This window comes from Hahella sp. NS-SX17, from assembly GCF_057367735.1.
Genome location: NZ_CM170632.1, coordinates 3,633,830 through 3,655,418 on the forward strand (window position 1 = coordinate 3,633,830; position 21,589 = coordinate 3,655,418).

Annotated in this window: 22 protein-coding genes; 9 read left to right on the forward strand and 13 right to left on the reverse strand. The window is 53.3% G+C overall.

Translation table 11 applies throughout. The features are described from left to right. Window positions 1-3 precede the first annotated feature (3 nt). A complete protein-coding gene (locus tag AC2IBB_RS16225) occupies window positions 4-1,143 on the reverse strand; it encodes an efflux RND transporter periplasmic adaptor subunit (RefSeq protein WP_486333874.1) in 1,140 nt (379 codons plus the stop codon). A gap of 545 nt (window positions 1,144-1,688) precedes the next feature. On the opposite strand from AC2IBB_RS16225, the gene AC2IBB_RS16230 reads away from it, so the two are divergent. The 5 genes from AC2IBB_RS16230 (at window position 1,689) to map (ending at window position 4,371) form a co-directional block, all read left to right on the forward strand. Beyond that, window positions 1,689-2,090, forward strand: a complete 402-nt coding sequence (locus AC2IBB_RS16230) for a hypothetical protein (RefSeq protein ID WP_486333875.1) — start codon at window positions 1,689-1,691, stop codon at window positions 2,088-2,090. Window positions 2,091-2,252: 162 nt separating this feature from the next. Continuing rightward, complete coding sequence (locus AC2IBB_RS16235; RefSeq protein ID WP_486333876.1) at window positions 2,253-2,546, forward strand: hypothetical protein; 294 nt, start codon at window positions 2,253-2,255, stop codon at window positions 2,544-2,546. A 33-nt stretch (window positions 2,547-2,579) separates the two neighbouring features. Further along, window positions 2,580-3,242 carry a VOC family protein gene (locus tag AC2IBB_RS16240; RefSeq protein WP_486333877.1) on the forward strand — a complete coding sequence of 221 codons (663 nt, stop codon included), beginning with the start codon at window positions 2,580-2,582 and terminating at the stop codon, window positions 3,240-3,242. After that, window positions 3,202-3,582, forward strand: a complete 381-nt coding sequence (locus tag AC2IBB_RS16245; protein ID WP_486333878.1) for a hypothetical protein — start codon at window positions 3,202-3,204, stop codon at window positions 3,580-3,582. The genes AC2IBB_RS16240 and AC2IBB_RS16245 overlap by 41 nt, the downstream gene beginning before the upstream one ends. Before the next feature lie 33 nt (window positions 3,583-3,615). Continuing rightward, window positions 3,616-4,371 (forward strand): type I methionyl aminopeptidase, encoded by a 756-nt coding sequence (gene map, locus AC2IBB_RS16250; protein ID WP_486333879.1) that lies wholly within the window; start codon window positions 3,616-3,618, stop codon window positions 4,369-4,371. Between the two features lie 242 nt (window positions 4,372-4,613). Here the strand turns inward: map and AC2IBB_RS16255 are convergent, their stop codons facing one another. Together AC2IBB_RS16255 and AC2IBB_RS16260 are read right to left on the reverse strand one after the other, a co-directional pair. Continuing rightward, complete coding sequence (locus tag AC2IBB_RS16255; protein ID WP_486333880.1) at window positions 4,614-5,012, reverse strand: hypothetical protein; 399 nt, start codon at window positions 5,010-5,012, stop codon at window positions 4,614-4,616. A 262-nt stretch (window positions 5,013-5,274) separates the two neighbouring features. Further along, window positions 5,275-5,856 (reverse strand): thioesterase family protein, encoded by a 582-nt coding sequence (locus AC2IBB_RS16260; protein ID WP_486333881.1) that lies wholly within the window; start codon window positions 5,854-5,856, stop codon window positions 5,275-5,277. A gap of 304 nt (window positions 5,857-6,160) precedes the next feature. Here AC2IBB_RS16260 and AC2IBB_RS16265 point away from each other — a divergent pair, with 304 nt between their 5' ends. Together AC2IBB_RS16265 and AC2IBB_RS16270 are read left to right on the forward strand one after the other, a co-directional pair. Further along, window positions 6,161-7,168 carry a GlxA family transcriptional regulator gene (locus AC2IBB_RS16265; RefSeq protein WP_486333882.1) on the forward strand — a complete coding sequence of 336 codons (1,008 nt, stop codon included), beginning with the start codon at window positions 6,161-6,163 and terminating at the stop codon, window positions 7,166-7,168. Window positions 7,169-7,429: 261 nt separating this feature from the next. Further along, window positions 7,430-8,731, forward strand: coding sequence for a diguanylate cyclase domain-containing protein (locus AC2IBB_RS16270; RefSeq protein WP_486333883.1), 1,302 nt, complete (start codon window positions 7,430-7,432; stop codon window positions 8,729-8,731). 81 nt (window positions 8,732-8,812) lie between these two features. Here the strand turns inward: AC2IBB_RS16270 and AC2IBB_RS16275 are convergent, their stop codons facing one another. After that, window positions 8,813-11,089 carry a pyridoxal-dependent decarboxylase gene (locus AC2IBB_RS16275; RefSeq protein WP_486333884.1) on the reverse strand — a complete coding sequence of 759 codons (2,277 nt, stop codon included), beginning with the start codon at window positions 11,087-11,089 and terminating at the stop codon, window positions 8,813-8,815. A 270-nt stretch (window positions 11,090-11,359) separates the two neighbouring features. Between AC2IBB_RS16275 and AC2IBB_RS16280 the strand changes: the two genes are divergently transcribed. Next, a complete protein-coding gene (locus AC2IBB_RS16280) occupies window positions 11,360-13,084 on the forward strand; it encodes a potassium/proton antiporter (protein ID WP_486333885.1) in 1,725 nt (574 codons plus the stop codon). A 110-nt stretch (window positions 13,085-13,194) separates the two neighbouring features. Here AC2IBB_RS16280 and AC2IBB_RS16285 read toward each other — a convergent pair whose 3' ends face one another. From AC2IBB_RS16285 to AC2IBB_RS16320, 8 genes are all read right to left on the reverse strand, one after another. After that, a complete protein-coding gene (locus AC2IBB_RS16285) occupies window positions 13,195-13,857 on the reverse strand; it encodes a DUF799 domain-containing protein (RefSeq protein ID WP_486333886.1) in 663 nt (220 codons plus the stop codon). Further along, on the reverse strand, window positions 13,854-14,222 hold the full coding sequence (locus tag AC2IBB_RS16290) for a DUF4810 domain-containing protein (RefSeq protein WP_486333887.1): 369 nt from the start codon (window positions 14,220-14,222) through the stop codon (window positions 13,854-13,856). The genes AC2IBB_RS16285 and AC2IBB_RS16290 overlap by 4 nt, the downstream gene beginning before the upstream one ends. A gap of 31 nt (window positions 14,223-14,253) precedes the next feature. Continuing rightward, on the reverse strand, window positions 14,254-14,919 hold the full coding sequence (locus AC2IBB_RS16295; protein WP_486333888.1) for a CsgG/HfaB family protein: 666 nt from the start codon (window positions 14,917-14,919) through the stop codon (window positions 14,254-14,256). Between the two features lie 134 nt (window positions 14,920-15,053). Further along, window positions 15,054-16,205 (reverse strand): NAD(P)/FAD-dependent oxidoreductase, encoded by a 1,152-nt coding sequence (locus tag AC2IBB_RS16300; protein WP_486333889.1) that lies wholly within the window; start codon window positions 16,203-16,205, stop codon window positions 15,054-15,056. A gap of 33 nt (window positions 16,206-16,238) precedes the next feature. Continuing rightward, window positions 16,239-18,098 carry a LodA/GoxA family CTQ-dependent oxidase gene (locus AC2IBB_RS16305; RefSeq protein ID WP_486333890.1) on the reverse strand — a complete coding sequence of 620 codons (1,860 nt, stop codon included), beginning with the start codon at window positions 18,096-18,098 and terminating at the stop codon, window positions 16,239-16,241. A gap of 193 nt (window positions 18,099-18,291) precedes the next feature. Beyond that, window positions 18,292-18,633: a C40 family peptidase gene (locus AC2IBB_RS16310; RefSeq protein ID WP_486333891.1), complete on the reverse strand. Its 342-nt coding sequence runs from the start codon at window positions 18,631-18,633 to the stop codon at window positions 18,292-18,294. Between the two features lie 70 nt (window positions 18,634-18,703). Continuing rightward, window positions 18,704-19,243, reverse strand: a complete 540-nt coding sequence (locus AC2IBB_RS16315; RefSeq protein WP_486333892.1) for a hypothetical protein — start codon at window positions 19,241-19,243, stop codon at window positions 18,704-18,706. Window positions 19,244-19,543: 300 nt separating this feature from the next. Beyond that, window positions 19,544-20,443, reverse strand: coding sequence for a LysR family transcriptional regulator (locus AC2IBB_RS16320; RefSeq protein ID WP_486333893.1), 900 nt, complete (start codon window positions 20,441-20,443; stop codon window positions 19,544-19,546). A gap of 87 nt (window positions 20,444-20,530) precedes the next feature. Here AC2IBB_RS16320 and AC2IBB_RS16325 point away from each other — a divergent pair, with 87 nt between their 5' ends. Further along, window positions 20,531-21,157 (forward strand): class I SAM-dependent methyltransferase, encoded by a 627-nt coding sequence (locus tag AC2IBB_RS16325; RefSeq protein WP_486333894.1) that lies wholly within the window; start codon window positions 20,531-20,533, stop codon window positions 21,155-21,157. Window positions 21,158-21,237: 80 nt separating this feature from the next. On the opposite strand, the gene AC2IBB_RS16330 is transcribed toward AC2IBB_RS16325, so the two are convergent. Beyond that, entirely contained in the window at window positions 21,238-21,579 is a 342-nt protein-coding gene (locus tag AC2IBB_RS16330; RefSeq protein ID WP_486333895.1) for a hypothetical protein, read from the reverse strand. Window positions 21,580-21,589: the final 10 nt, after the last annotated feature.

Here is a 21,589-nt window from a genome sequence, read left to right on the forward strand (position 1 = left end):
CTGTCAGGTGTTCTTGGGTTGCGGATCAAGTTTGAAATCCGGCGCCAGCTTGTTGTCGATCACCACGGGCATGCCGGGCATCAGCTTGAACGAGCCAGTGGAGACGATACGGTCGCCGGGCTTGACCCCTTCGACCACAATCACAAAATCTCCCTGACTTTCTCCCAGGCGCACCAGTTGTTGACGCAGCACTAAAGGCGCCTCGCCGCCGTCCTGGGCCTCGCCGTTGTCAATGACGTACACCGATGAGCCGTAAGGTCCGTGTAATACAGCGGTGGAGGGAATAAACAGCACGTCGCGAACTTGCGCCTGAATCATTTCTATCGCTACGAACATGCCCGGTCGCAGTTTGCCCTCAGGGTTATCCAGCGTCGCCTGCACCCGCACGTTACGGGTGTTGGGGTCGATGTCTGGATTGAATGCGGTCACTTTGCCGATAAATGTCTGCTCCGGGTAGGCGTCGGTGACGACTTCCACCTTCAGGCCTTCCGCCAATTCGCCCAGACGACGTTGCGACAGCGAAAACTCCACATATACCGGGTTCAAGGACTGCAAGGACACCACTGGGGCGCCTTTGTTCAGGAACTGGCCGACACTGATCTGACGGATGCCCAGCTTGCCGTCGAAAGGCGCGCGCAATGTCTTTTTGGCGATGACGGCGCGGTTGTAGTTCAGACGCGCCTGCGCCTGTTTCACGTCGTTTTCCGCGTTGTCGAATTCCAGCTGGGAGATGTTGCGCGTCTTGGTCAGTTCTTTGGCGCGGGTCAGACTTAACTGGGCGCGATCAGCGGCCACTTCCGCTTCCCGTAACTCCGCCCGCTCGATCTGGTCGTCGAACAGGACCAGAATATCGCCGGCTTTCACGTCCGCGCCGGCGGAGAATTTGATTTCCTTTACGGTTCCTTCGATCTCAGTGTTGATCACCGTTCCCTGTACAGGTTTGACGGAACCCACCAATGAAATGCGCGGTCGCCATTGCGACTGTTCGACGGTGTAGGTGTTTACGGGCGTCGGCGGCATGGTCATTTGCGCCGCAGCCGCCCCCATCGTATCGAACTGCTGCATCTTGACTTGGATGATTCCCCCGACGATGAGCGCCACGACGACAAGGCCAGCGAACACCCATAGGAGCTTTTTAAGCATATGCACTTCCTCTGCAAAGTGAGTTAAAGCGTCGGATCACTTCCGCCAAATATCAAACTCTGTCGCGAAAATATGATCATTAACCTGTCAAATCCCTGTGTCCCGGCGGTCATCTATGGACTCCGGCAGGCAAGTGGAAGCCTGGAATAGAGTGGGGATTTACACCTTGTCGAACAGCGAATGCGATTTTCGACAAAGCGAAATGAAAAAAAGTTAATTGAGAATTAGCTAAGGAAATCAAGTTATTGTGATAATTGCAAGAGCGCGTTTAATAGAATTTAATCCTAATGAGTAACGACCGCAGGGGAAAAGTTACTAAGTAGGGAGCGCCTAATGCGCTTTTACGTTATCAATCGTCATGTGAGGCGCCGGCTGCTGCTTATTCGGAGCAGATTTCAAAGGATTAATTCATGATTTATTTGTTCTGGCGTGACAGAGGGAGGCCGTCCTGGTCGTAGATCCCGCGCAATATAGCCGTTACTCTTTGCGCTCTTAATATGAAGTCTCCTGGGGGTAACAACATAGACACAAAAGCATCACGGGCAATGGCGATTATTGAAACAGTTCTGATAGCCGTCCCGGTGTTATTGATCTCATGGTCCTCTGGCGCAGCCATTTTTGTCGGCGTCTTTGCGTCATTGCGGGCTGAGAGTTTTAATCTGGCTCATATCCTGGTTACTGTCACTACGCTGATATGTTTACTGGCCATATCCAGCCTCTTTGTTTTGCTGTCCCGATATTTGGTTTATGGCGCCGGCGGTTTAGTTTCCGCCCACAAGTTCTGGTGGGTATCCGCCAATATGGGAGGCGTGGTCGCTCTGGTCTCAGTCATCTGGGTGCTGATGGCTACAAACCCCTTGTTTCCCCCACTCTGGATTGGCGCGCCAGCGCTTGTTCCGTTACTGCATTTGTGGGTGATAAAACTGAAACACGGCGTCAATAAATGAAGTCGGACTTGTTACCTTGCCGCATATAATGGGTCAATGGAGATCCTGAAAGGTACATATTTGGATAACAGGTTGCGACAGTTAAACGACGGCCTGCGCTTATTGGCGATACCCCTTAAAAAGCTTTATAACGCTATCCTACCATGTTGATAGGGAAGAAGAATGAAGGATGTCCGAAAATCCGCCCTGTGGGCGCTAATCAGTATTCCTGTTACGCTTTTAGCGGGCTACTTCAGCTATGCGCTGACGCACGGGTCGCTGGCTTTTCTTGTCGTCTTGCTTGCGCCAGGAGGGTTGCTTCTTTCACTTCTGGGTGGCGATTACTACCCTGACTGGTTACTGATACCCACGGGATTACTGGCTCAATATCTGGCGTATTTCGTGATCATTCATATGTTCAGGAAGCTCTTGAAAACGCTGCGCTCCAGATCACATAAGGGCGCACCTGCTCAGTAGTCCCGGGTATTTTCTCCAAATAAAGGGAAGGCTATGGAATTGGACCATATTTTTATCTGCGCATCAGAAGAAGCCCCGGAAGGAGATTTGCTGACCGCCTTTGGTTTGACGGAAGGCTCCGCGAATACTCACCCAGGCCAGGGCACAGCCAATCGTCGCTTTTTCTTTCACAACGCATTTATCGAGCTGTTGTATTTAAACGACCCGAAAGAAGCTGGCAGTGCGTTGACGCGGCCGACGATGCTGCTGGAAAGGCTGCGCCAACGTGGCGCTGCCGTTTCGCCATTTGGCTTTTGCTTTCGACCTGAGACGGGCAAGGAACGTAGCCCTGCGCCGTTCAAAAGCTGGGACTATCGACCCCAATACCTGCCGGAAACCCTGCGCGTGGAAGTCGGCGAATCGCCATTAAGCGAACCCATGTGGTTTTACCTGGGGTTTGCCGGCAGGCCAGATCAAGCCGCCTCAGAACGCGCACAGCCACTAACGCACGCCACCGGCTTCAGAGACATCACACGAGTGCGTGTGACATCCCCCGATAGAGAAGCATTCTCCGACGCCGCCACTCAGGCGAACACTGTGAGCGGATTTGAGGTGTCGACGGGGGATGAGAGCCTACTGGAAATTGGTTTTGATCATGAAAAAGAGGGAAAACATCATGACTTCCGGCCGCATTTGCCGTTGGTGTTTTGGTGGTAGCCAATCTCTATTTCTAAAAAGCGCAGCGGAAAATATCGACGAGCCTGGCGCGATTAGTAATACCATTCGCCCGCTTGTAGAAGCGTCGGCGGAGCTTCTGAAAAGTAGTTACTGTTCCAGTTCCTGGCCGACAAGAGGGCTGCTATTGTCTAAGAGCGAGCCGATTCTTGTTGGTGAAAACACCTTGATGATAGAGCGAGTGGAAATTGACGGCGCGCCAACAGATAAGTACGAAGTGACCTATCATCACACAGGCGATAATAGTAAACGATTTACGAAAACCTGCGATTTGAAAGAGGCGGTGGAGACTATCAAAGCGTATGAGCTGGATATGCTTTAATTCACCGGACAACGCGACCCATGGGAGTCAACAATGACCATAGAAACAGAGCAAGATTTACTACACCTGAAACATATCGGCGGCATTGTTGCGACGATTCTGCAGGAGATGATAACGCTTACCGAGCCGGGGATGACGACAGGGGAACTGGATGCCATTGGCAAGGCGTTGTTTGAAAAATATGAGGCTCAGTCGGCTCCGTTAGTCTCCTATAACTTTCCCGGTTATACCTGCATCAGCGTAAATGAAGAAGCCGCGCACGGCATTCCGGGCGATCGCGTCATTCGTCCCGGAGATATCGTCAATATTGATGTTTCAGGCGAAAAGAACGGTTATTTCGCTGACACGGGCGGCACCTTTATCGTACCGCCATCCACACCGCAAAAAGACCGGTTGTTACATGCTACCAAGTTGGCGTTGCGCAATGCCGCGGCGAAAGCGCGGGCGGGAGAGAATCTGAATGTCATCGGCAAGGAAATCCAGAAAGTCGCCAAGGACAAAGGCTTTAAGATCATCAGAAATCTGTGCAGCCATGGCGTAGGGCGCAGTTTGCATGAAGAGCCCAAAGAGATCCTCGGCTACTACGACCCACGTGAAGAGCGGCGTTTGCACAAAGGGCTGGTCATCACCATCGAACCTTTCCTGTCCACCAAGAGCAAACATGTAACGGAAGCCCGCGACGGCTGGACTCTGGTCGGCGTCGCGGGCAACTTATCCGCACAGTTTGAGCACACCATGGTGATCACCAATGGACAGCCTATATTGGTGACTGTGCCTCAAAGCGCTTAGCGCCATCTCCTCTGGCTACCATCTTCTGAAACTATGTAGGTTGGATAAGCAAAGCGCCATCCAACATGGGCATGACAATCAGCTTAGGGCAAAACGTTACAAGCTACGGGATATCGCCCAATAGCTGGCGACAGAAAGCAATGCGTGATCTGCTGACTTGGCGTGTCGGAAGGCGCTGCGCTTTTCCAACCTACCGACACTCATTCGCATATTTAGGTTCTGAACCTCCAACGGGCTCTGGTTCAATCCAGCTGCAGGTAAGGATGCAGATCCATATCCGGACAATCCCACGAAGGATCGTTCAACACTTCCCGGATTTTTGTTTTATTGAAGCGGTGGATGTTGCCACCGTATAGCTTTTTGAAGTCGTCATAACTTAACTCAACAATTTCCGAGAGCTTTTCACGCAACTCGTCCGTCAATATGGCCTGGTTAAGCTTCTCGCTCAAAGCATTGTTGTACTCAATAAAGTTAATATTTTTAAAATCCCAGTATTCAGGATTGTAAATTTCACAGATTGCGGAAGCTTCGATGACATGCATCTGACGTGAAGATTGAGGCGTGGCGTTTGAGCTGGCGCAGCAGATCGCCAAGACTCCGCTAATGATCATTGTTTGAACGTTACATTTGAATTTAATCATATAAAACTTCGCGCGAAAGGTATCCGATTGAGCCTGGCTAGCTGTGCAAGAACGGCTGTAAGAAGGTAAGTCGGATAAGCAAGGCGCCATCCGACAATCGACGTTGGACGATAACACAATGGGAAGTTGTTAATGTATTGGGCGGATGCTCTATGACAGGGCGCCCCGGGGCCTTCTATTGTCCGGAACGTTGGAAGGCGCTGCGCTTTTCCAACCTACATGGTCTCAATCAAAGATTTATATACCGGCCATCTGCCGCCGATTAAGAATGAGATGCGTATACGGGCTGTTCCTGTGAGGCGGCGATTGATTCTTCCAGGCGGATGGATTCTGTCAGGCCGTCGCAGCTTTCCGCCCATATGGTGACCCACTCCGGTAAAAGGGGAGACATGGACGGTACGCCTAGATATTCGGCCAGGTCTTCCGGTTTTATGGCGCCCTGAGCCCCTTTGAAGAATCCTCGCATAAACACGATGCCCGCCACACGGCCTTTGCGGACAAAGCGGTGTTCCATATAGGACCACTTATCATCCCATCCCACCAGACGGGAGTGGATTTCGAAACGTTCGAAAAGCCGGAGTTCCTTGCGGAATTTGGCGGTTGCTTCCGCGACGATCGGCAGCGCGCGGTGTTTCAGCGCGACTTTGCCGACCCCGCTGCGCAGTATGTAGTCTATGCGCCCAACATCCGCCATGGTGAAGTAACGGCCGTTATTGACATGAAGGTTGAGGTCCAGGTCATTAGGCCAGACGCGCATCTTAACTACGGTCGTATCGAACGGTTGCGCAGGTTTTCTTAGCATCGCCATGAATAGCGCTTTAATCAGACGAAACCACAAATTCATTGTCTAACTCCATCGGGGAATAAAAAGGCTGCCGGTAGGAAGCTACGATAGTGGGAGATCGTTTTAGGCGATACATGCAGAAATGACATTTTTCATGCGAAAAGCGCAAGTGGCGGTAGCTCTCGCCATATCTTTGAAATGATTAACAAGTGAGGCGCAAACACTTAACGACGGCGTTGCGTCAGTGCGTAAATGGCGCTAATAATGCGGTTTGAGTAATGACTGACAAACGTTTTTTAAGGCCGAAAAACCTCAAAATAGAATTAAATAAGCAATGTAATACTTTGATAAATAAGAGGATGATATGCATGTAACAGTTCTGATGGTGAATCAATGTTCATCCTCCAGCATCGCGATTACGCTGGAGACGCTTAAGTGCGCGAATCAGTTTCATGCTTATCGGAATCGGGCGGAGGAGCCTCTTTTCGAGATTCAGACCGCCTCGCTGGATGGTCATCCTGTCTTTTGTTCAGGCGACCTCACACTGACGCCGAATGTTTCGTTAGAGCAGATTACAAGAACAGACCTGATTGTCATTCCGGGTTTCCTGTTCAATCTCATGTCGACGCTGCCGACCTTTAAGGATTTCGCTCCCTGGCTCAGAGCGCGGTTTGGAGAGCAGGCGGCTATCGCCACCATCTGCACGGGCGCTTTTCTACTGGCTGAATCGGGCTTATTGGACGACATGGCGGCGACCACTCATTGGTATTACGTCAATGCATTCGCTCAACGCTATCCCAAAGTGAAAGTGAGCAGGCAGCACATCATTACCGAGGATAACCGCATTATCTGCTCTGGCGGAGCCTCCGCCGCCATCGATCTACTGCTCCATATCATTCGTCGCTACGCCGCTCCGGAAATAGCTGCGGAGTGCTCCAAAAAACTGCTTATTGACACTACCCGCAGAGAGCAGACGCCTTATGTGATGCTGTCCTTCAACAAAAACCATGAAGACAGAGAGATACTCAAGGTCCAGGACTGGCTGGATCATCACTACGCCAGTTCGATCAATATCGAAGAACTGGCCAAGCAGTTCGGCTTCGGCGTGCGCAACTTCAAACGACGCTTCAAAGATGCGACCGGGCAGACACCGATCAACTATTTGCAGAACTTAAGGATTGAGACCGCGAAAAGACTGATAGAAACCACTCGCATGAGCATTGAAAGCATTACCTATGAAGTCGGGTACGAAGACAGTAATTCCTTTCGTCGCCTGTTCAGTGAGCGGGTAGGGACGACGCCAAGCAGCTACCGTAAGAAATTTCAGGTTCCTCCTCCAGGAGCACAGACGGTCCGCGCGCGCCCCCAGTAAAAGCAGTGATCTGGAGACCGCCACTGGAAGTTCAGACGATTCTGGCCAATTCTTATACATAGTCAGTCACAAGGATGAGCAGACAGGGAGTTTGGACTTCCACGACAATATAAATCAGGCAGACAAATAGCGTCTTTCTATTTGTCTGTCGCGGCTAGCCGCCGCGAAGACGCATTCGTGCGCCTGATTAACATGGCAATCTCATCGCCATGTTAATAATAAAGCTGAGCCCTGGTCGTTGGCGGCCGGAAGGAGAGTCCTTTGTATAAAGACGTGGATATCAGTCGTCTGCCGGTATTGGAGTCTCACGCTGACGTTGCGCTGTTTGACCTGCACCCTGACGTCATTTTCATCCTGGATCTGGATGTTCACGCTTTCTGGTGGGCTAATGCGGCGGGTGTAGCTTTTTGGGGGTTGGACACTGTGCAACAGGTGGTCGACAAGGACATGTCCGGCGACACCGCCAGCGTCCGTCGGCGTATGCGACAGACCTTCGAGAAGGCGGCGACGGAAGGCGTCTCCACTGATCCCTGGACCGCCTATCCGGACAATAGGCCTCGCCAGCTGCACATACGCCATAAAGCGGTTTTGTTGGGGCCGGAGCGGCATCGCGGCACTATTGCTTTCATCTCCGACGGTGGGCCGCCAGGGAATAATCCCGAGCAATGCTTGTTTACGGAAGCGATTCACTATACTTCGGTTGCGGTAACCAGTTTCTCTCTGGACGGACAGCCATTATTTGAAAACCCCATCGCCACAGAACTCTATGGATACGCCGTAAGAGATGGCGCGCCCCCCAACGTCTCTGTGTTTGAGAGTCGCTTCCATGACCTGGAAGAAGGACGAGAGAGGCTGCGTCAGGGGAAGGCTCTGCTGGACAGCTCCCAGGATCACTTGATGATTACGCGGCGCGGCGTTCGCAAACACACCGTGGATATGCGATCCAGCCGTCATCCCGTCAGCGGCGAATACCTGATGCTGGTGACAGAATACGATATCAGCGCGCTGCAGAACGCGCTGGATGAATCGGAAAAAGCCAAGGCGGACCTGAAAAAGCTGGCCCATTACGATGCGTTGACTGGCGTTCCTACTGTGCGCTTGTGCAAGGACCGGCTAGAACGCATGATTGCCGCGGCTAAACGTAATGAGGCTGTCGCAGCCCTGCTGTTCATCGATCTGGACGGCTTCAAAGCAGTGAATGACCAGCACGGCCATGACGCCGGCGACTGTTTGTTGAAGGAAGTCGCGTTGCGCCTGCAATCCTCCGTACGCGCCTCCGATACTGTAGGCAGAATCGGCGGCGATGAGTTTATCGTTTTGATCCCGGATCTACAGCAGCGCGAGCATGCCGGCGTAGTCGCCCACCAGATTATCAAGACGCTCTCTATGCCGGTGACGGTGACTTCAAACGACGGCAGCGAAGTGGAAGTGTACATAGGGGCGAGTATTGGCGTAGCTTCGTATCCCCAGAACGGCGATGATCCTGAAGCGCTGTTGCGCAATGCGGATGCGGCGATGTATCAGATAAAGCGCCAGGGCAAGAATAATTACGGGTACGCATAAAAGACGGGTGGGAGAAAAACACGCGGCCGGGAAGGCGCGGCCGCGTGAAAAAAGGTCCGTTACATCGGTTTCTTCAGCCTTTTATTGCCCACACAACAGATTCACTTCTTTTCTCAACTTCGGCAGGAAGATATCGGTAAAGAAGTTATACAGTCCCATTTGATCGTGCTCGTGGGTATAGATCGCCCATGGGTCCAGGATCACAGAGCGGATGCAGGGGATAGCGTCCACTTGCTCGGGATTCTCGAACAGGCGCTCGCCCAGGGCGTTCATAAAATCATTGCCGTAATCGTCCCGGTTGAAGGTCGTCATGGACACGAATACCTGGTCCGGAGATACCGGCTGTCCCGGCGGCACGCTGAGTTTTTCGAAGAGATCGTTATTGAGTTGTACGGTGCGCTCAGGAGAGCGGTTGTTCTTGTCGACGAACACATAGTCCACGATGTTCTGATCGCCGGAGACTTTTCGTAGGAACGCAGTGATTTCCTTGTGCTGCAGCAGGTCCTGCTTGGAGACCTGACGCTTCCAAAGCATTTCGGCGATAGCTTTGCGCTGCATTTCCTGATCTTCGGACAGCGGGGTAACCAGCACCAGATCGAATTTATCGTCCGGGAAAGCGATGTCCATGGTCGCCAGATACAGGTAGAACAGCTTCGAGTTCAGCATGCTCTGGTTAATGATATGACCATAGCCGCGCTTGTCCGGACGGATGGTCTGATGGCTAAGGTAAACCGCTGTCGCCGCCGCGCCGGGTTTGGAGCCTTCAATGCCTGACTCGCCAATATTGCGGGTGTTGATGCTGTCGCTGTCGCCCTCGGAGCTGATGTAGGGCGCGCTGAAGCTCAACAGATTGATCATTTTTTCATTTCGATAAGTCAGACTGCCCGCCGGATAGGGGATGTAGCCCATTTTGTGCGGATCGATAGTGGCGCTGTCGCAACGATGGACATGGGCCATGCTTTCGTACACAGACGCTCTGAACCAGGTGTCGCTGTTGTCGAACTGATCTGTGGCCAGCTTGCCTTGTTGCGGCTCAGAACCCATCTCAAAGGGTTTGCGAATACAGGCCATGAAATAGCCTCCCCAGGCGCCGTCAGTATGCACGGAATACTCAAACGGCTCTGCATCCCGACGGAAGTTTTCCCGAATCGCCAACAGTTTTTCAACCGGGTCCACGGCGCCTTCCTCGGTGGAGCCCACCACGGCGACATTAAGTAGAATTGGCTTTTTGTTCTGCTTGCAGGTATTAAGCACGCTTTGCAGCAGATCCGTCTTCACGCGGCCTTCCGCGTCCACGTAAACGTTCAGCACCGCATCATCGCCGATGACGTTGATGTCGGTCATTTGCGCTTCGGTCAGGCCTTGCTGCCCACCGCCCAGGCCCAGCAGGGATGCGGACTTCACCCAGGAGTAGTGCTTGGTGGAGGGTACAACGATCGCTGGCGCTTTGATGTTTTCCGCCGCCAGATATTTGTTCTGGAAGAAGGTCATGCCCCGGGCGTTGAGGGAATAAGAGCCGCCCAGGGTTTTCCAGATGTCCGCTTCGTCTACTTTAAGCAGAGAAGCCATTTTTCCAGGCAGATTCAAGGTGTCGTCCTGGGACAGATTGAGCAGTCGCCAGGCGCTCGCCTGAGTCAGTCGCTGGCCGTCGGGCAGGGTGAGGGAGTCGCGGATTGACGCATAGGCTTGACCATCCTCCAGCGAGTATTTGATGCCCAAAGGCATGTACTTGAGTTCGCGGGTCGCCCACACGCTTTCAATATTCGAGACCGTGCCGTCGCAGGTGATGTGCGACCAGGAGCGAGGCGCTCCGCCTTCGCTATCGTCTTCCAGTGGACGTACGTTGAAGCCGGCCATCTGCGCGACATCGTTGGCGGCGACGATTTCCAGAAGGGTGGTTGCCGGTGAGGCTTGTGGCGTGACATTATTCTGGTTCTGCAACATCCCGGACAGGTAGCCGATAATCGCCGGTAAGGTGATGTCCCAGGTCATGTGTCCTTGATAGCGCAGGCTGGAGAAGGGGACGGAATATTGCGTGAGCAAACTAAGCAGACTGTCGCTGCGCTGCTCAACATTTTGCAGCGCCTGAATATACGCGTCGGAAGATTTTACTTTATCGGTGATGTATCCGGGATCTTCCGGAAACAAGTTGCTGCGTCCTTCCAGAGTTTTGTCGACAACAGCGCTCAGCAACTTCTTCACTACTTCAAGATTCTCGCCTTTCGTGCCCATAAACCAGCCGGCGATGGAGGTGTCATCCAGTAAGGGCGCGCCGATCAGGCCTTGTTTTAAATGGGATTTAACTTGTTTTAGAACATCGCGTGAGACAAATTTCCTTCTTGGGGAAGTCATTTCCATTACGGGTCTCCGTTTTATTGTGCTTAGCGTGCAATGTTGAGGTAATCGCGATATTAAGGCGGGTGTTTCCTAATCAGAAACAAGCTTGATCAGTACGGCGGGGGAAACCGTCCACTCAGAGACAGCGGTCGCGAGTTGGGTATCTTAGTACAGTCATGGGAATTAGCAACCGGAGAAAACAGGGGCTGCGCGCGGCTTTAAGTTAAAGCTAATAAGCCCAGCCTTCCGTTTGCAGGGAATTGGACGATAAAGACGACATATTGAGCGCTGATGACGATAGAAACCACATATCAGTTTATTTTTGGCAGCGCTTTGCTGGCGTTGTTATGCGTTTTCACCAGCGTGCTGTCCCGTCGGCTCGGGGCGCCGCTTTTGCTGGTGTTTTTGGTGTTGGGAATGCTGGCGGGCGAAGACGGCCCGGGAGGCGTTAAGTTCGATGACTTCGGCCTGGCGTTTCTGGTTGGCAACCTGGCGCTGGCGATCATCATATTTGATGGCGGTCTGGGAGCCCGTCGCGACACCTTCCGGGTCAGCCTGCGACCAGCGTTATCGCTGGCCACTCTGGGCGTTCTGGTGACGGCCGGCGTGACCGGGCTGGCCGCGCACTGGATCTTGAGTCTGTCCTGGCAGGAGGCCCTGCTGATCGGCGCCATCGTGGGTTCCACGGACGCTGCGGCTGTCTTTGGTCTGCTGCGTAGCGCGGGACTGGAATTGAAAGAGCGCACTGGCGCTACGCTGGAGCTTGAATCTGGCTCCAATGACCCTATGGCGATATTCCTGACCATCACGCTTGTGCAGATCTTGAGCGCTCCCGAGGACGGCTTCGGCTGGTCCGTACTGAGCGAACTGCTGATTCAGATGGGGCTGGGGCTGGCCGCCGGGAGCGCTGGCGGCCGCTTATTGACGAAACTGCTCGGTCGTTTGCAATTATCCGCCTCCCTGTATCCGCTAATGGCCCTGACCGGCGCACTAAGCATCTTCGGCGTGACCAACCTGCTGGGCGGCAGCGGTTTTCTCGCCATTTATATTGTCGGCGTGATGATCGGCGCCAAGTCACTGCCCTACGGCGGAGATATACATCGCTTTCATGACGGGCTGGCCTGGCTTAGCCAGATCATCATGTTTCTGATGCTGGGGCTGCTGATTACGCCCAGCAAAATGACCCCGATTATCGCGCCTGCGATCGCTATCGCATTTGTGCTTATCTTTGTCGCCAGGCCTTTGGCGGTGTTGCTGTCTCTGGCTCCCTTTCGTTTTCCGTGGCGCGAGCAGGCTTTCATCAGTTGGTGCGGCTTGCGCGGCGCGGTGCCGATTATCCTGGCGTTGTTCCCCTCTTTGGCGGGGTTGGAACATACCCGCATCTACTTCGAGCTGGTGTTTTTCGTTGTGCTGATTTCGCTGATTGTACAAGGCTGGACCATTAGCCCTGTCGCCAGATGGCTGCGCGTGGAGTTACCGCCGCCGGTGCGGGATCCAGAGCATCTGACGCTGAAGATTCCCGACGCCCAGGAGAAAGAGGTGTTGTTATATCAGGTGTCGGCAAGCTGTCGCGCACTCGGGTTACAAGGGAAACAATTGCCGCTGACGGAAGGCGCGCAACTGGTTGGCGTCATTCGTCAGGGGGTCCTGTTGAAAGCCCCGGCGGAACAGAAGCTGGCGCTGGACGATTACGTGATGGCCCTGGCGGGGGGAGGGGGCGGCAGTGCTTTGGGTCGTTATTTCGCCCCGGAACAGCCCCGGAATTTGGAGGCCAGTCTGTTTTTTGGGGAATTCGCCATTCTCCCCAACGCCAAGCTGACGGAGCTGGCGCAACTGTATTGTTTTGATGTCAGTGACAAGGACCCGGCGCTGACGGTCGCCGACTTTGTCCTCAGTCAGTTTCACGGCAAACCGGTGGTTGGCGACCGGGTTCAACTCGGTCCGGTGCAGTTTGTGGTGAGAGAGGTGAAGTCGGGAGACATCACGGCGATAGGGTTAAAACTGGGGCGGCACTGAGCCGCCCCGCGCTGAAATCAGACTTTTTCCAGTTGCCCCAATAGCGACAGAACGTCCACGGACGCATCTTCTACAATAGATAGCGCCAGAGCAGCAGAGCTTTCTCTGTCTTACTGACCCTGCGTCTCCAGTTTCAGATAGGGGCCTGGCAACAGGCCGTTGTTAGTCGAGTTGATGGTTCTGTAGTTGGCGTTGGCGGAGAGCCCCGGGGTCTTGTCGCTTACGGAGTTCACTACCTGCTCAACCACCGCGGCCACCAGCATGCCCGCCAGGCCGTTACCGCCGCCGTCGCCGGAGGACTGCTGCGCGTAGGCGCGGCCTTGCCACAGGGTTTCGCCGGATCGGGCGTCAACCAGGCGCCAGGACGAAGACACCACCGCGACGGAGGAGATGATCTGGTATTGCTGTCCCCAGTCGTCGATGGTGACGTACAACACCGCGTCAGGACCGATATGCTCGCGTAACTTGTCCAGGGGCACGCTGTTCATTTCCGCAGGCGTTGGCAGACCATTGTCCTTCAGGAACTGATCTATCACCGCGACAGGGAAGACGTAGTAGCCTTTTTCCGCCAGCGGCGCAGAAATCGTGGACAGAAAGATGTAGGGCGCATTCACTTCCACCGTGTTGTTCTGCGGTGGAATAACCAGAATCGAGCGTGGCTCGCTGGCCAGCAGCGCTGAGTAGTCATAGGGCTGCTGTGTGGCGCAGCCGGTGCTCAACAACACAGTTAGTGATAACAGGCTAAGAAGCTTCCAAAGTCGTAAAGATCTCATTTAGCCGCCCCCTTTTTTGCTCTCTCCAGAATTCCGTCGATAAATGTCGCGGATTCAGGGTAGAGCGCTTTCTCCTGGTTGAACGCCTCCACCGCCATGCCTGGCTCTCCCGCGCTGGCGTAGATCATGCCCAGATGCGCGTACAAGCCGGGAGGGACCTGTTGGCCGTGGTTGTTGGCCTGCTCGATGGTGACTGTGAGCTTCTCGATCTGCGTATTGTTGTCCGCTTCGCCGGGCTTGGTGTACATGTCCAGCAAAACGTCCTGATAAGACCCCCAATAATAGAGGCCGCGCGGTTGGTTTGCGCACCCGGCCAACAAGGCGAGAGCCAGAGCCGGCGCAATAAGGCGTAAAGTTTTCTTCATTCCAGCATTACCTGACAGCGAATGTAAGCGGTTATTTCAGTCTCAATGAGCCTGAGTCCAGGTCACGAACCAGATTGTTGACCACTTCGGTAATAGCGAAGTTCAGCACTTTGCCGTTCAATGTGGCGTCATAGCCTGCGGTGCCGCCGAAACCGACGATTTCGCGGTTGCTCAGTTCGTATTCGCCAGCGCCCTGGGTGGAATAAATGATCGCGGAGGTTTCTACGTCAACCACAGACAAGGCGACTTTCGCATAAGCGATTTGTTGCTTACCGCGGCCCAGGATGCCGAACAGCTGTCTATCGCCCACTTCTTTGCGGCCGAATTCGGTGACGCTGCCGGAAATAACGTAGCGCGCGCCGGCGATTTTCTGTTTAACGCCTGCGATCTGCGCTTCTTGTTGCAGCTCCTGCATGTTGTCGCGGTCCACCAGATTGAAGCGCTGGGTCTGCTGCATATGGGTTTTCAGGATAGATTTGGCCTGACTGCCCAGACGGTCCGTATCCGATGAAAACAGCCCTTGCATATAATTGGAGCGGTTCTGGAAATTGCCGACCACCATGGTGGTGCGCTCGCCGTTGTAGGAGGTGCCGTAAGAGGCGACTTTCTGGGGTTCGATGGCGCGGTGGCTTTCAGTGGCGCAAGCGGAAACCATAATGGTCAGCGCAACCAACGCTGCATTTTTAAAGGCCTTCATGGAAAAGTTACTCCTTAAGGGGGGATAGTCTCGAACTCGAAGTGTAGTTGAGCGCGCTCGGACGCTCAAAAGGTGACTTATACTTTTTACATTTGGCTTATGCAACCCTAAATCTCAACCTTAGTGGTTCTTCCTTATTCTATCGTCAGCATGGACTCTCTTGCGCCATCCGATAAATGTTCGGCGCCAACTCGCCGCTTAGCCCAGAAAGGAGACTGCGCGAACCTTTTGGGGCCGGCGTAGGTGAGTCGCAGGTGGGTTTGATAGCGTTCGGCGACGCGCAGCATTTCTGCACGATAGGCTTCCCCGGCGTCAGGTTTAAAAGGAAACCCCCTGTTCATTGCGTTAGCCGCGCTGACGGCGCTCGCCAGACAGTGAAACAGGCCCTGAGAAGAGATCGGGTCGAAAGCGATCAGGGCGTCGCCGATGGCCAGATATCCCTGTTGGGCGAACGTCTGCGTCTGTGAAGCGGTGAGGTCCAGTATCGCGGCTCCGGCGGGATGATAACGCAGGGATTCCGGCACTGAACCCGCAATGACTTCCCGCAGAATGTCGTGACGGCGAGCGAGCTCCAAAAAAGCGCGGGGTTCCCGCCATTGATGTCGCAACGGATCATGGGCGTCAAAATGATAGGCGAGTACTCTTTTTCCATGAGGAATGCGGGCGCTGTACCACCAGCCGTTTGCGTCCGCACAGGTGCGAAGCGTTGCTTCCTGATCGTTGGGAAGGCAAGGCAAAAAGGCGAAGGCGCAAAGCAGGTCGTCATCGGCTTGGCGGGGGAGCCCCAATCGACGGGAAATGGCGCCGGAGCGGCCGGTGGCGTCTATTAATACTTGAGCGGTATGGGGCGAGTCCAAGTGAGGAGATTGAATCCGCCAGAAACTATCGCGCCTGTCGACCTCAATCTGGCGACACCCTGTAATGATAGTGGCGCCTGCATCGATAGCGCCTTGATATAGCAGCTGATCAAAGGCCCGACGATCCAGTAGCCAACCAGGACCGGAAGGATCTAACAGCGCGTCCCGCCAAACTGGAAATTCCGTGTCCCAGACCGATAAGGCGGAGCCCCGTTGCAAGTGGGAGCCTTGCAGGAAGCGCTCCCACAGACCCAGCTTGCGCAACAGTACGCTGGCGGCGCCGGGAAGCGACTCTCCAATGCGGAGGCCGCTATCTCCCTGTTCGCGTCGCTCAATCACCAGTACGTCATGAGATGGGCTCAGGAGCCTGGCCAGAGCCGAGCCAGCGGGACCGGCGCCGAGTATGACGACATCCCAACGCCGTTCCATCTGGACGCTCCCTGTCGCCTTCGTCATGAGCGATTATCGCCGCGGCGCTTTCTGCCGCATCAGTTCATGACGCATGGCGTGGTCGGTGAGACGGCGCTCTTCTTTGGTCATAGCCGGGCCGCCGCGATCCTCGACCTGCATGACCGGCGGAAAGTCCGGGTCATTGGGCACGCCGGGACGCACTTCCACAATGCCCATTTCCGGGAAACGATCAATCATATTGGCCAGCTGGTTGTCGTAACCGACGCCAAGGGTGCGATCCCAGTCGGAGCGCTCTTGATAGGCGGCGATACGTTCCTGGCGCGTCAGGCCGGTGTCCATCACCTTGCTGTAGTTCTCTTCACTCAAGACCTGATTCGGCACTCGTGCAGGCCAGAAGGTGGGTAAATAAGGGTCGTATTGCGCATCGTAGCCAGAACGGCAACTTGCGGTATCGGTTTGCCAGGGAATCGCCATCCAGCGGGTAATGGAGCCGGGGAACTGAGCATACAGCGGCCCGTTATAGGACAAGGCTTCCGCCGGAGTGAGCGTGCTTCCGTAGTTCGGCTCGGGATTATTGGGCGCACGGTGACGCCACCGATAGGGTTCGCTATACATGGTGGCGTGGCGCACTGGCCAGGTCATCTCACAACCGGGATGGAAGGCGTCCGCCAGGCAGAATTCCAGCGCGGCTTTGTCCAGACAGGCGGGTTGTTCGCTTATCGGCACATCGTCGATAGAGCAGGGCGGGTTGGCGTCCGGGTCGTAATCAGACTCAAACTGTCCCTGCGCCCAGTAACCCAGCATGGCCAACTGAGTTTCGGTCAACGCGTTCATAGCGTTGGTGACCGGCGGCATTGGGATGTTCATGGCGTCGCCGTATACCCAAGGCCAGAGGTTCATGGATATGTCATTGCGGCCGGGATGGCGGAAAGCGTTGGCGACAGTTCGGCGCAGCTCGGCATAATCATCGCCGGGCATGGAGAGTTTGCGCAGGTAGTCAGGGTCGAGAAAATGTTGCGGCATGCCGAACCCGAAGCCCGCTGCGAATCCCGCATTCATCCACTGCAAGTCGCACATGGCCTTGAGGACGGGCAGGATGTCGTTCTGAAATGAAGGGCAGGTGGGGGCGGGCGCCATGCCGGCGTTGATCGCCAGGTCCGTCATCAATGCGTACATGGTGCGCACGGACTTTTGCTGCGGCCCATAATTGGGGGGCGCGACTACTACCCAGGCCGGCGCCACATCCAGTTTCCTGCCGTTGAAAACAACCTTGGCGGTGATAGGGCCATCGCTGGTGTCGTCATACCAGCCGTCGTTATTGGCGAAGGTAGTGGGCGGCTTGCCATCGTATGAAGCGGACTTGCCATGACCGCCAAACACCAGCAAACGACCGGTCGCGTCTGTTCGCAATTCTCCGAGTGGTACGTCCGTTCCCATGAACTTTCCGCCCCGAAATTGATATTCCGGGCCATAGCTGGAAGGGGTGTCGATAGAACGGGGGCCAGGAGTAATAGAGAGCTCGCTGCGGTCTTTCACGCTGGCGTTGCGTAATTTACTGGGCGTCGCCGTCGCAGCCTCGGGAATATCCAGCGCCAGTTCAAAGTTGTACCAGGCCGCCTTATGATTGGCCAGCTCCACCGTCCATTCAATCTGGGTCTCATCATCAATCGACAACTCCCGCACCACCTGACCGTTGCCGTCATAACCATAGATACGGAACTCCGCCACTTCGCGCTTCAAAGCGCCGGAGGCGTCACGATATTCACCGGGTTCCTTGGGAGGCGGGTTCGACACCTGCGGCCCAATATAAAAACCGTCTTCTGCGAGGGAATTACCAACACGAGCGATGCCGATGGAGGGATGAATCTTGGCGTAAACAATCTGGTCGTCGGATTTGCTGCTGTTCGTCATAACACACTCCCTTTGGTTAATCAGATACCCGCTACGCCATATCAAATGGCTGTTAAAGGAGTGTAGATGGTGGTTGGGGATTAACAAGCCGCCAAGTGTAAAGGCTTTCTATCGCTATTTAGCTTAACCTGCCTGTTATGTAAGATTATGTACCCCATTTTCCTGAAAGTCAGTGTTTGGGGGCGCTAGCAGTCTAGCAGTAATTATTGAGCCTCGCGCTATTGAGAATCGGATAGTCAACGTAGATTTGAAACGGCTTTCGATAAGCGACCACTTCGTATGAGCGCAATAGAAAGGAAGAAGATTTTACTTTATTACTTTGATTTCCGCCCAAAAGTGTTAACGCTGCTGTCGTCGAGGACTCATAAAAGCCGACATGGTATCCGGTTGAACTTCCTGTGCTTGCATCAGAACTTTTATTCTTTCGCTTAATAACGGTGATAGCGCCTTTGAAAGGAGCTTTAACTTCAATACCCCAAGTAGCCCAACTTTTTGCCAGAGCATTATTTGTACCCTTAATGCCAGCCTGATTCATAACCCAGTTCACAAAGGAAGTTTTGTTACGTCTTTACCTTTACTGCCCAACTTTACCGTCAACATATGTTCTACTCCCTGATTGTCTCGATATTATTTAAGTCGGTATAAATTCTTATCAGTCGCCAATGTCCATTGACTTTAGAAAAGTGAAAGTCATGAACATCCGCTTGATCTGTCTGAACGCGCATGCTTTCTTCTAGTGGCGTTACTGCGATGACTCGGTAAGTTGTTGGAAACATATCGCCGTCTAAGTTAATAAAGGTTTCCTGCTCTAGAAATAAAGGCATTAACTTAATAAATGCTTCTTTATCGATGCTTAGTCTCCCTTCCATATCGAGTTGACCCTGAAATATAAATGGAAATTTTGTAAGCTCAGCTAACGACCTCCAGTCGCTCTTGTCGATTGCTATAGAAAAAGCATCATAGAACTCAGAGAAAGATTCTTTTTTGGACTCTTCCTCTTTGTCGCTCCTTTCAGGTGTGCTTGCTTTAACCTGTGTGGTAGCTGCTGTGGAGCTAGGTTCCGGAGTCTTTGCACAGCTAGTGTTACTCAACACGAGTGCAAGCATGAGAGCATATCTGGAAATGCCCTTGGCCGTGACTTTCATTCATAAGCTCCTGTAAGTTATGTATTTTTCCTGCTGAGGCGAGGACTGAGAGTTGAACGCCATGAATTATGGAGGGACATTATTTATAAAGTGACATATGTACGCCATCTAGTAGTTCCCCTATCGGCCAAAAGATAGCCGGCGCTATGGCTTTACTTTTTAAAAGAGAGATAGCGATGCGTCAACACTATTTTTAATCTTTAAATGTCATATCTTCAATGTGTTAGATGACGCTTTATAAGTAAATTATTACACTTATAAAGTAACAGTTTCAGGCTTTCATAAAGTGAAGTGAAAATATCAAGACAACTCTCCCACCAAAAAGTCAAAAACGGTTCTGACCCTCAGGTTCATTTTCAGTTCGCGATGGGATACGAGCCAGTTTTCGCCTTTGAATACCTCGCGATCAGGAAGGATTCTTTCGACCGATGGCTCCATATCGCCAATTTCAATTGGCATGGCGCCGATGCCGAGGCCTTGTTTGGTCATTTCCCAGTGCGCTAAGTGTCCATCTGTCTTCACGGGAAAGTTTTTGTCGCTTAATTCAAATCCATGCTCTATCAGTGCTTTCATATAAGCGTCATTGTTGGTGCTGAAACCTAGAAAGCGGGCGTTACCGAAGTTCTTTGGAGTTATAGGGCGGCCTAAGTTGTCGAGATAGCTTGGCGTAGCGTAAAGCGTTGCTTTCATATCGCTGAGTTTTCTGGCGATTAAATCCGGTTGAGTAGGGCGGAACGCGCGGATGGCGATGTCCGCTTCCCGGCGTTTTAAATCGCTGGCTGTGTTGGAAGCAATGATGTCGATATGGAGGCCGGGATAAGACTCTCTCAACTTCATAATGATTGACGGCAGGATAAAGGCGGCGGTCACTTCTGTAGCGGAGATGACAATAGTTCCTTCCACTGACTGGGCATGACCGGAAGCGGCCATGGATAATCCGCCCGCCGCCTCTCCCATTGCGCGGACATAGCCTAACAACGCCAATCCGTTAGGCGTAAGTTCAAGTCCTTTTGAGCCTCGCTCGAAGAGTGCGACACTAAGCTCTTTTTCTAACGCAGAAACCTGTCGGCTCAACGTTGGCTGGGAAATGCCTAATGCGCGGGCAGCTGCCGACAGCGAACCCTCCTCTGCGGTAACCAGAAAAGCCCGCGCCCGGTTCCAGTCAAAGATTATTGGACGCCATTCCATACAAATATGCATAACCTAAATTCATATTCAGGAATGTTAGCAATAACTGCGCATAGGTAAAATCCTAATCTCTAACCGTCAACTACCAAGAGGCTCCGGATGGACTACTCAATCAAATTCTGGGACAAAGTCGCTGAAAAATACGCCAGAAGACCTGTGTCCGATCTTGGCGCCTACGAGAAAAAGCTCGCCGTTACCCAACAATTCCTTCGCGAGGATATGCGAGTGCTGGAATTTGGTTGTGGGACTGGATCTACGGCGATCGCGCATGCGCCCCGAGTGGCCGAATATCTGGCCACAGACGTATCCGCACAGATGATAGACATCGCCAGATCTAAGCTAAGCGCCCAACCCATCTCAGGATTGAGATTCGAAGTGGCGACGTTGGACGATTTTAGTGGGCAGTCAGAGGCCTATGATGCGATTCTAGGGCTGAATATTCTGCATTTATTGCGTGATCCCGATCAGGCGGTGCGACAGGCGTACAGACTGTTAAAGCCCGGTGGCGTGTTTATCAGCAATACTGCCTGCCTGTCTGACACGAGGCCTTATCTGAGGCTTATCACTCCGCTGGGCAAACTTCTGCGACTCATGCCTTATGTGAAATTCCTGTCCCGTAAGGGCCTTGAAGCCAGTATGGAAAGCGCTGGGTTTGAAATGGCTTATAAGTGGGTCCCTGAAACCTCAAAAGATGTGTATTTTTTGGTGGCGAGGAAAACTACGTAAGTCTAGCCTTGATTTCTCGGCTTGCTGGCGACTTTGACAGGCTGACTCTTCTCAGACGAACTCAAGCCAGCCTTGTCCGTTTATTCGATCACGTTAACGCCGAGCGCGTCGCGGTATTTCTCGATCAGTTCGATCCAGGTTTCTGAATTGGCCACGATGAACTGGTAGGTGTGGTCGTTCATCAGCGTTACTTTAAAGCCCTCGGGCAATAAGGGCGGAAGGCTGTGCTTTTCCACTTTTGCGATATCGGTGAGGGGAATGTTGTAAGGGCCTGGTCCAATGTCTTCGTTGTAGGGAGCGAAGTGTAGGGTTTCGGCGGTCATCCACAACTTGCCGTCGGCTTTGGCGACGCCACGCTGGATGGTGGAAGTAGAGGATTTGATCACCTTTTCCGGAGCGGTGATGTCTGCTTGAGTTACCATTTTGGAAGCC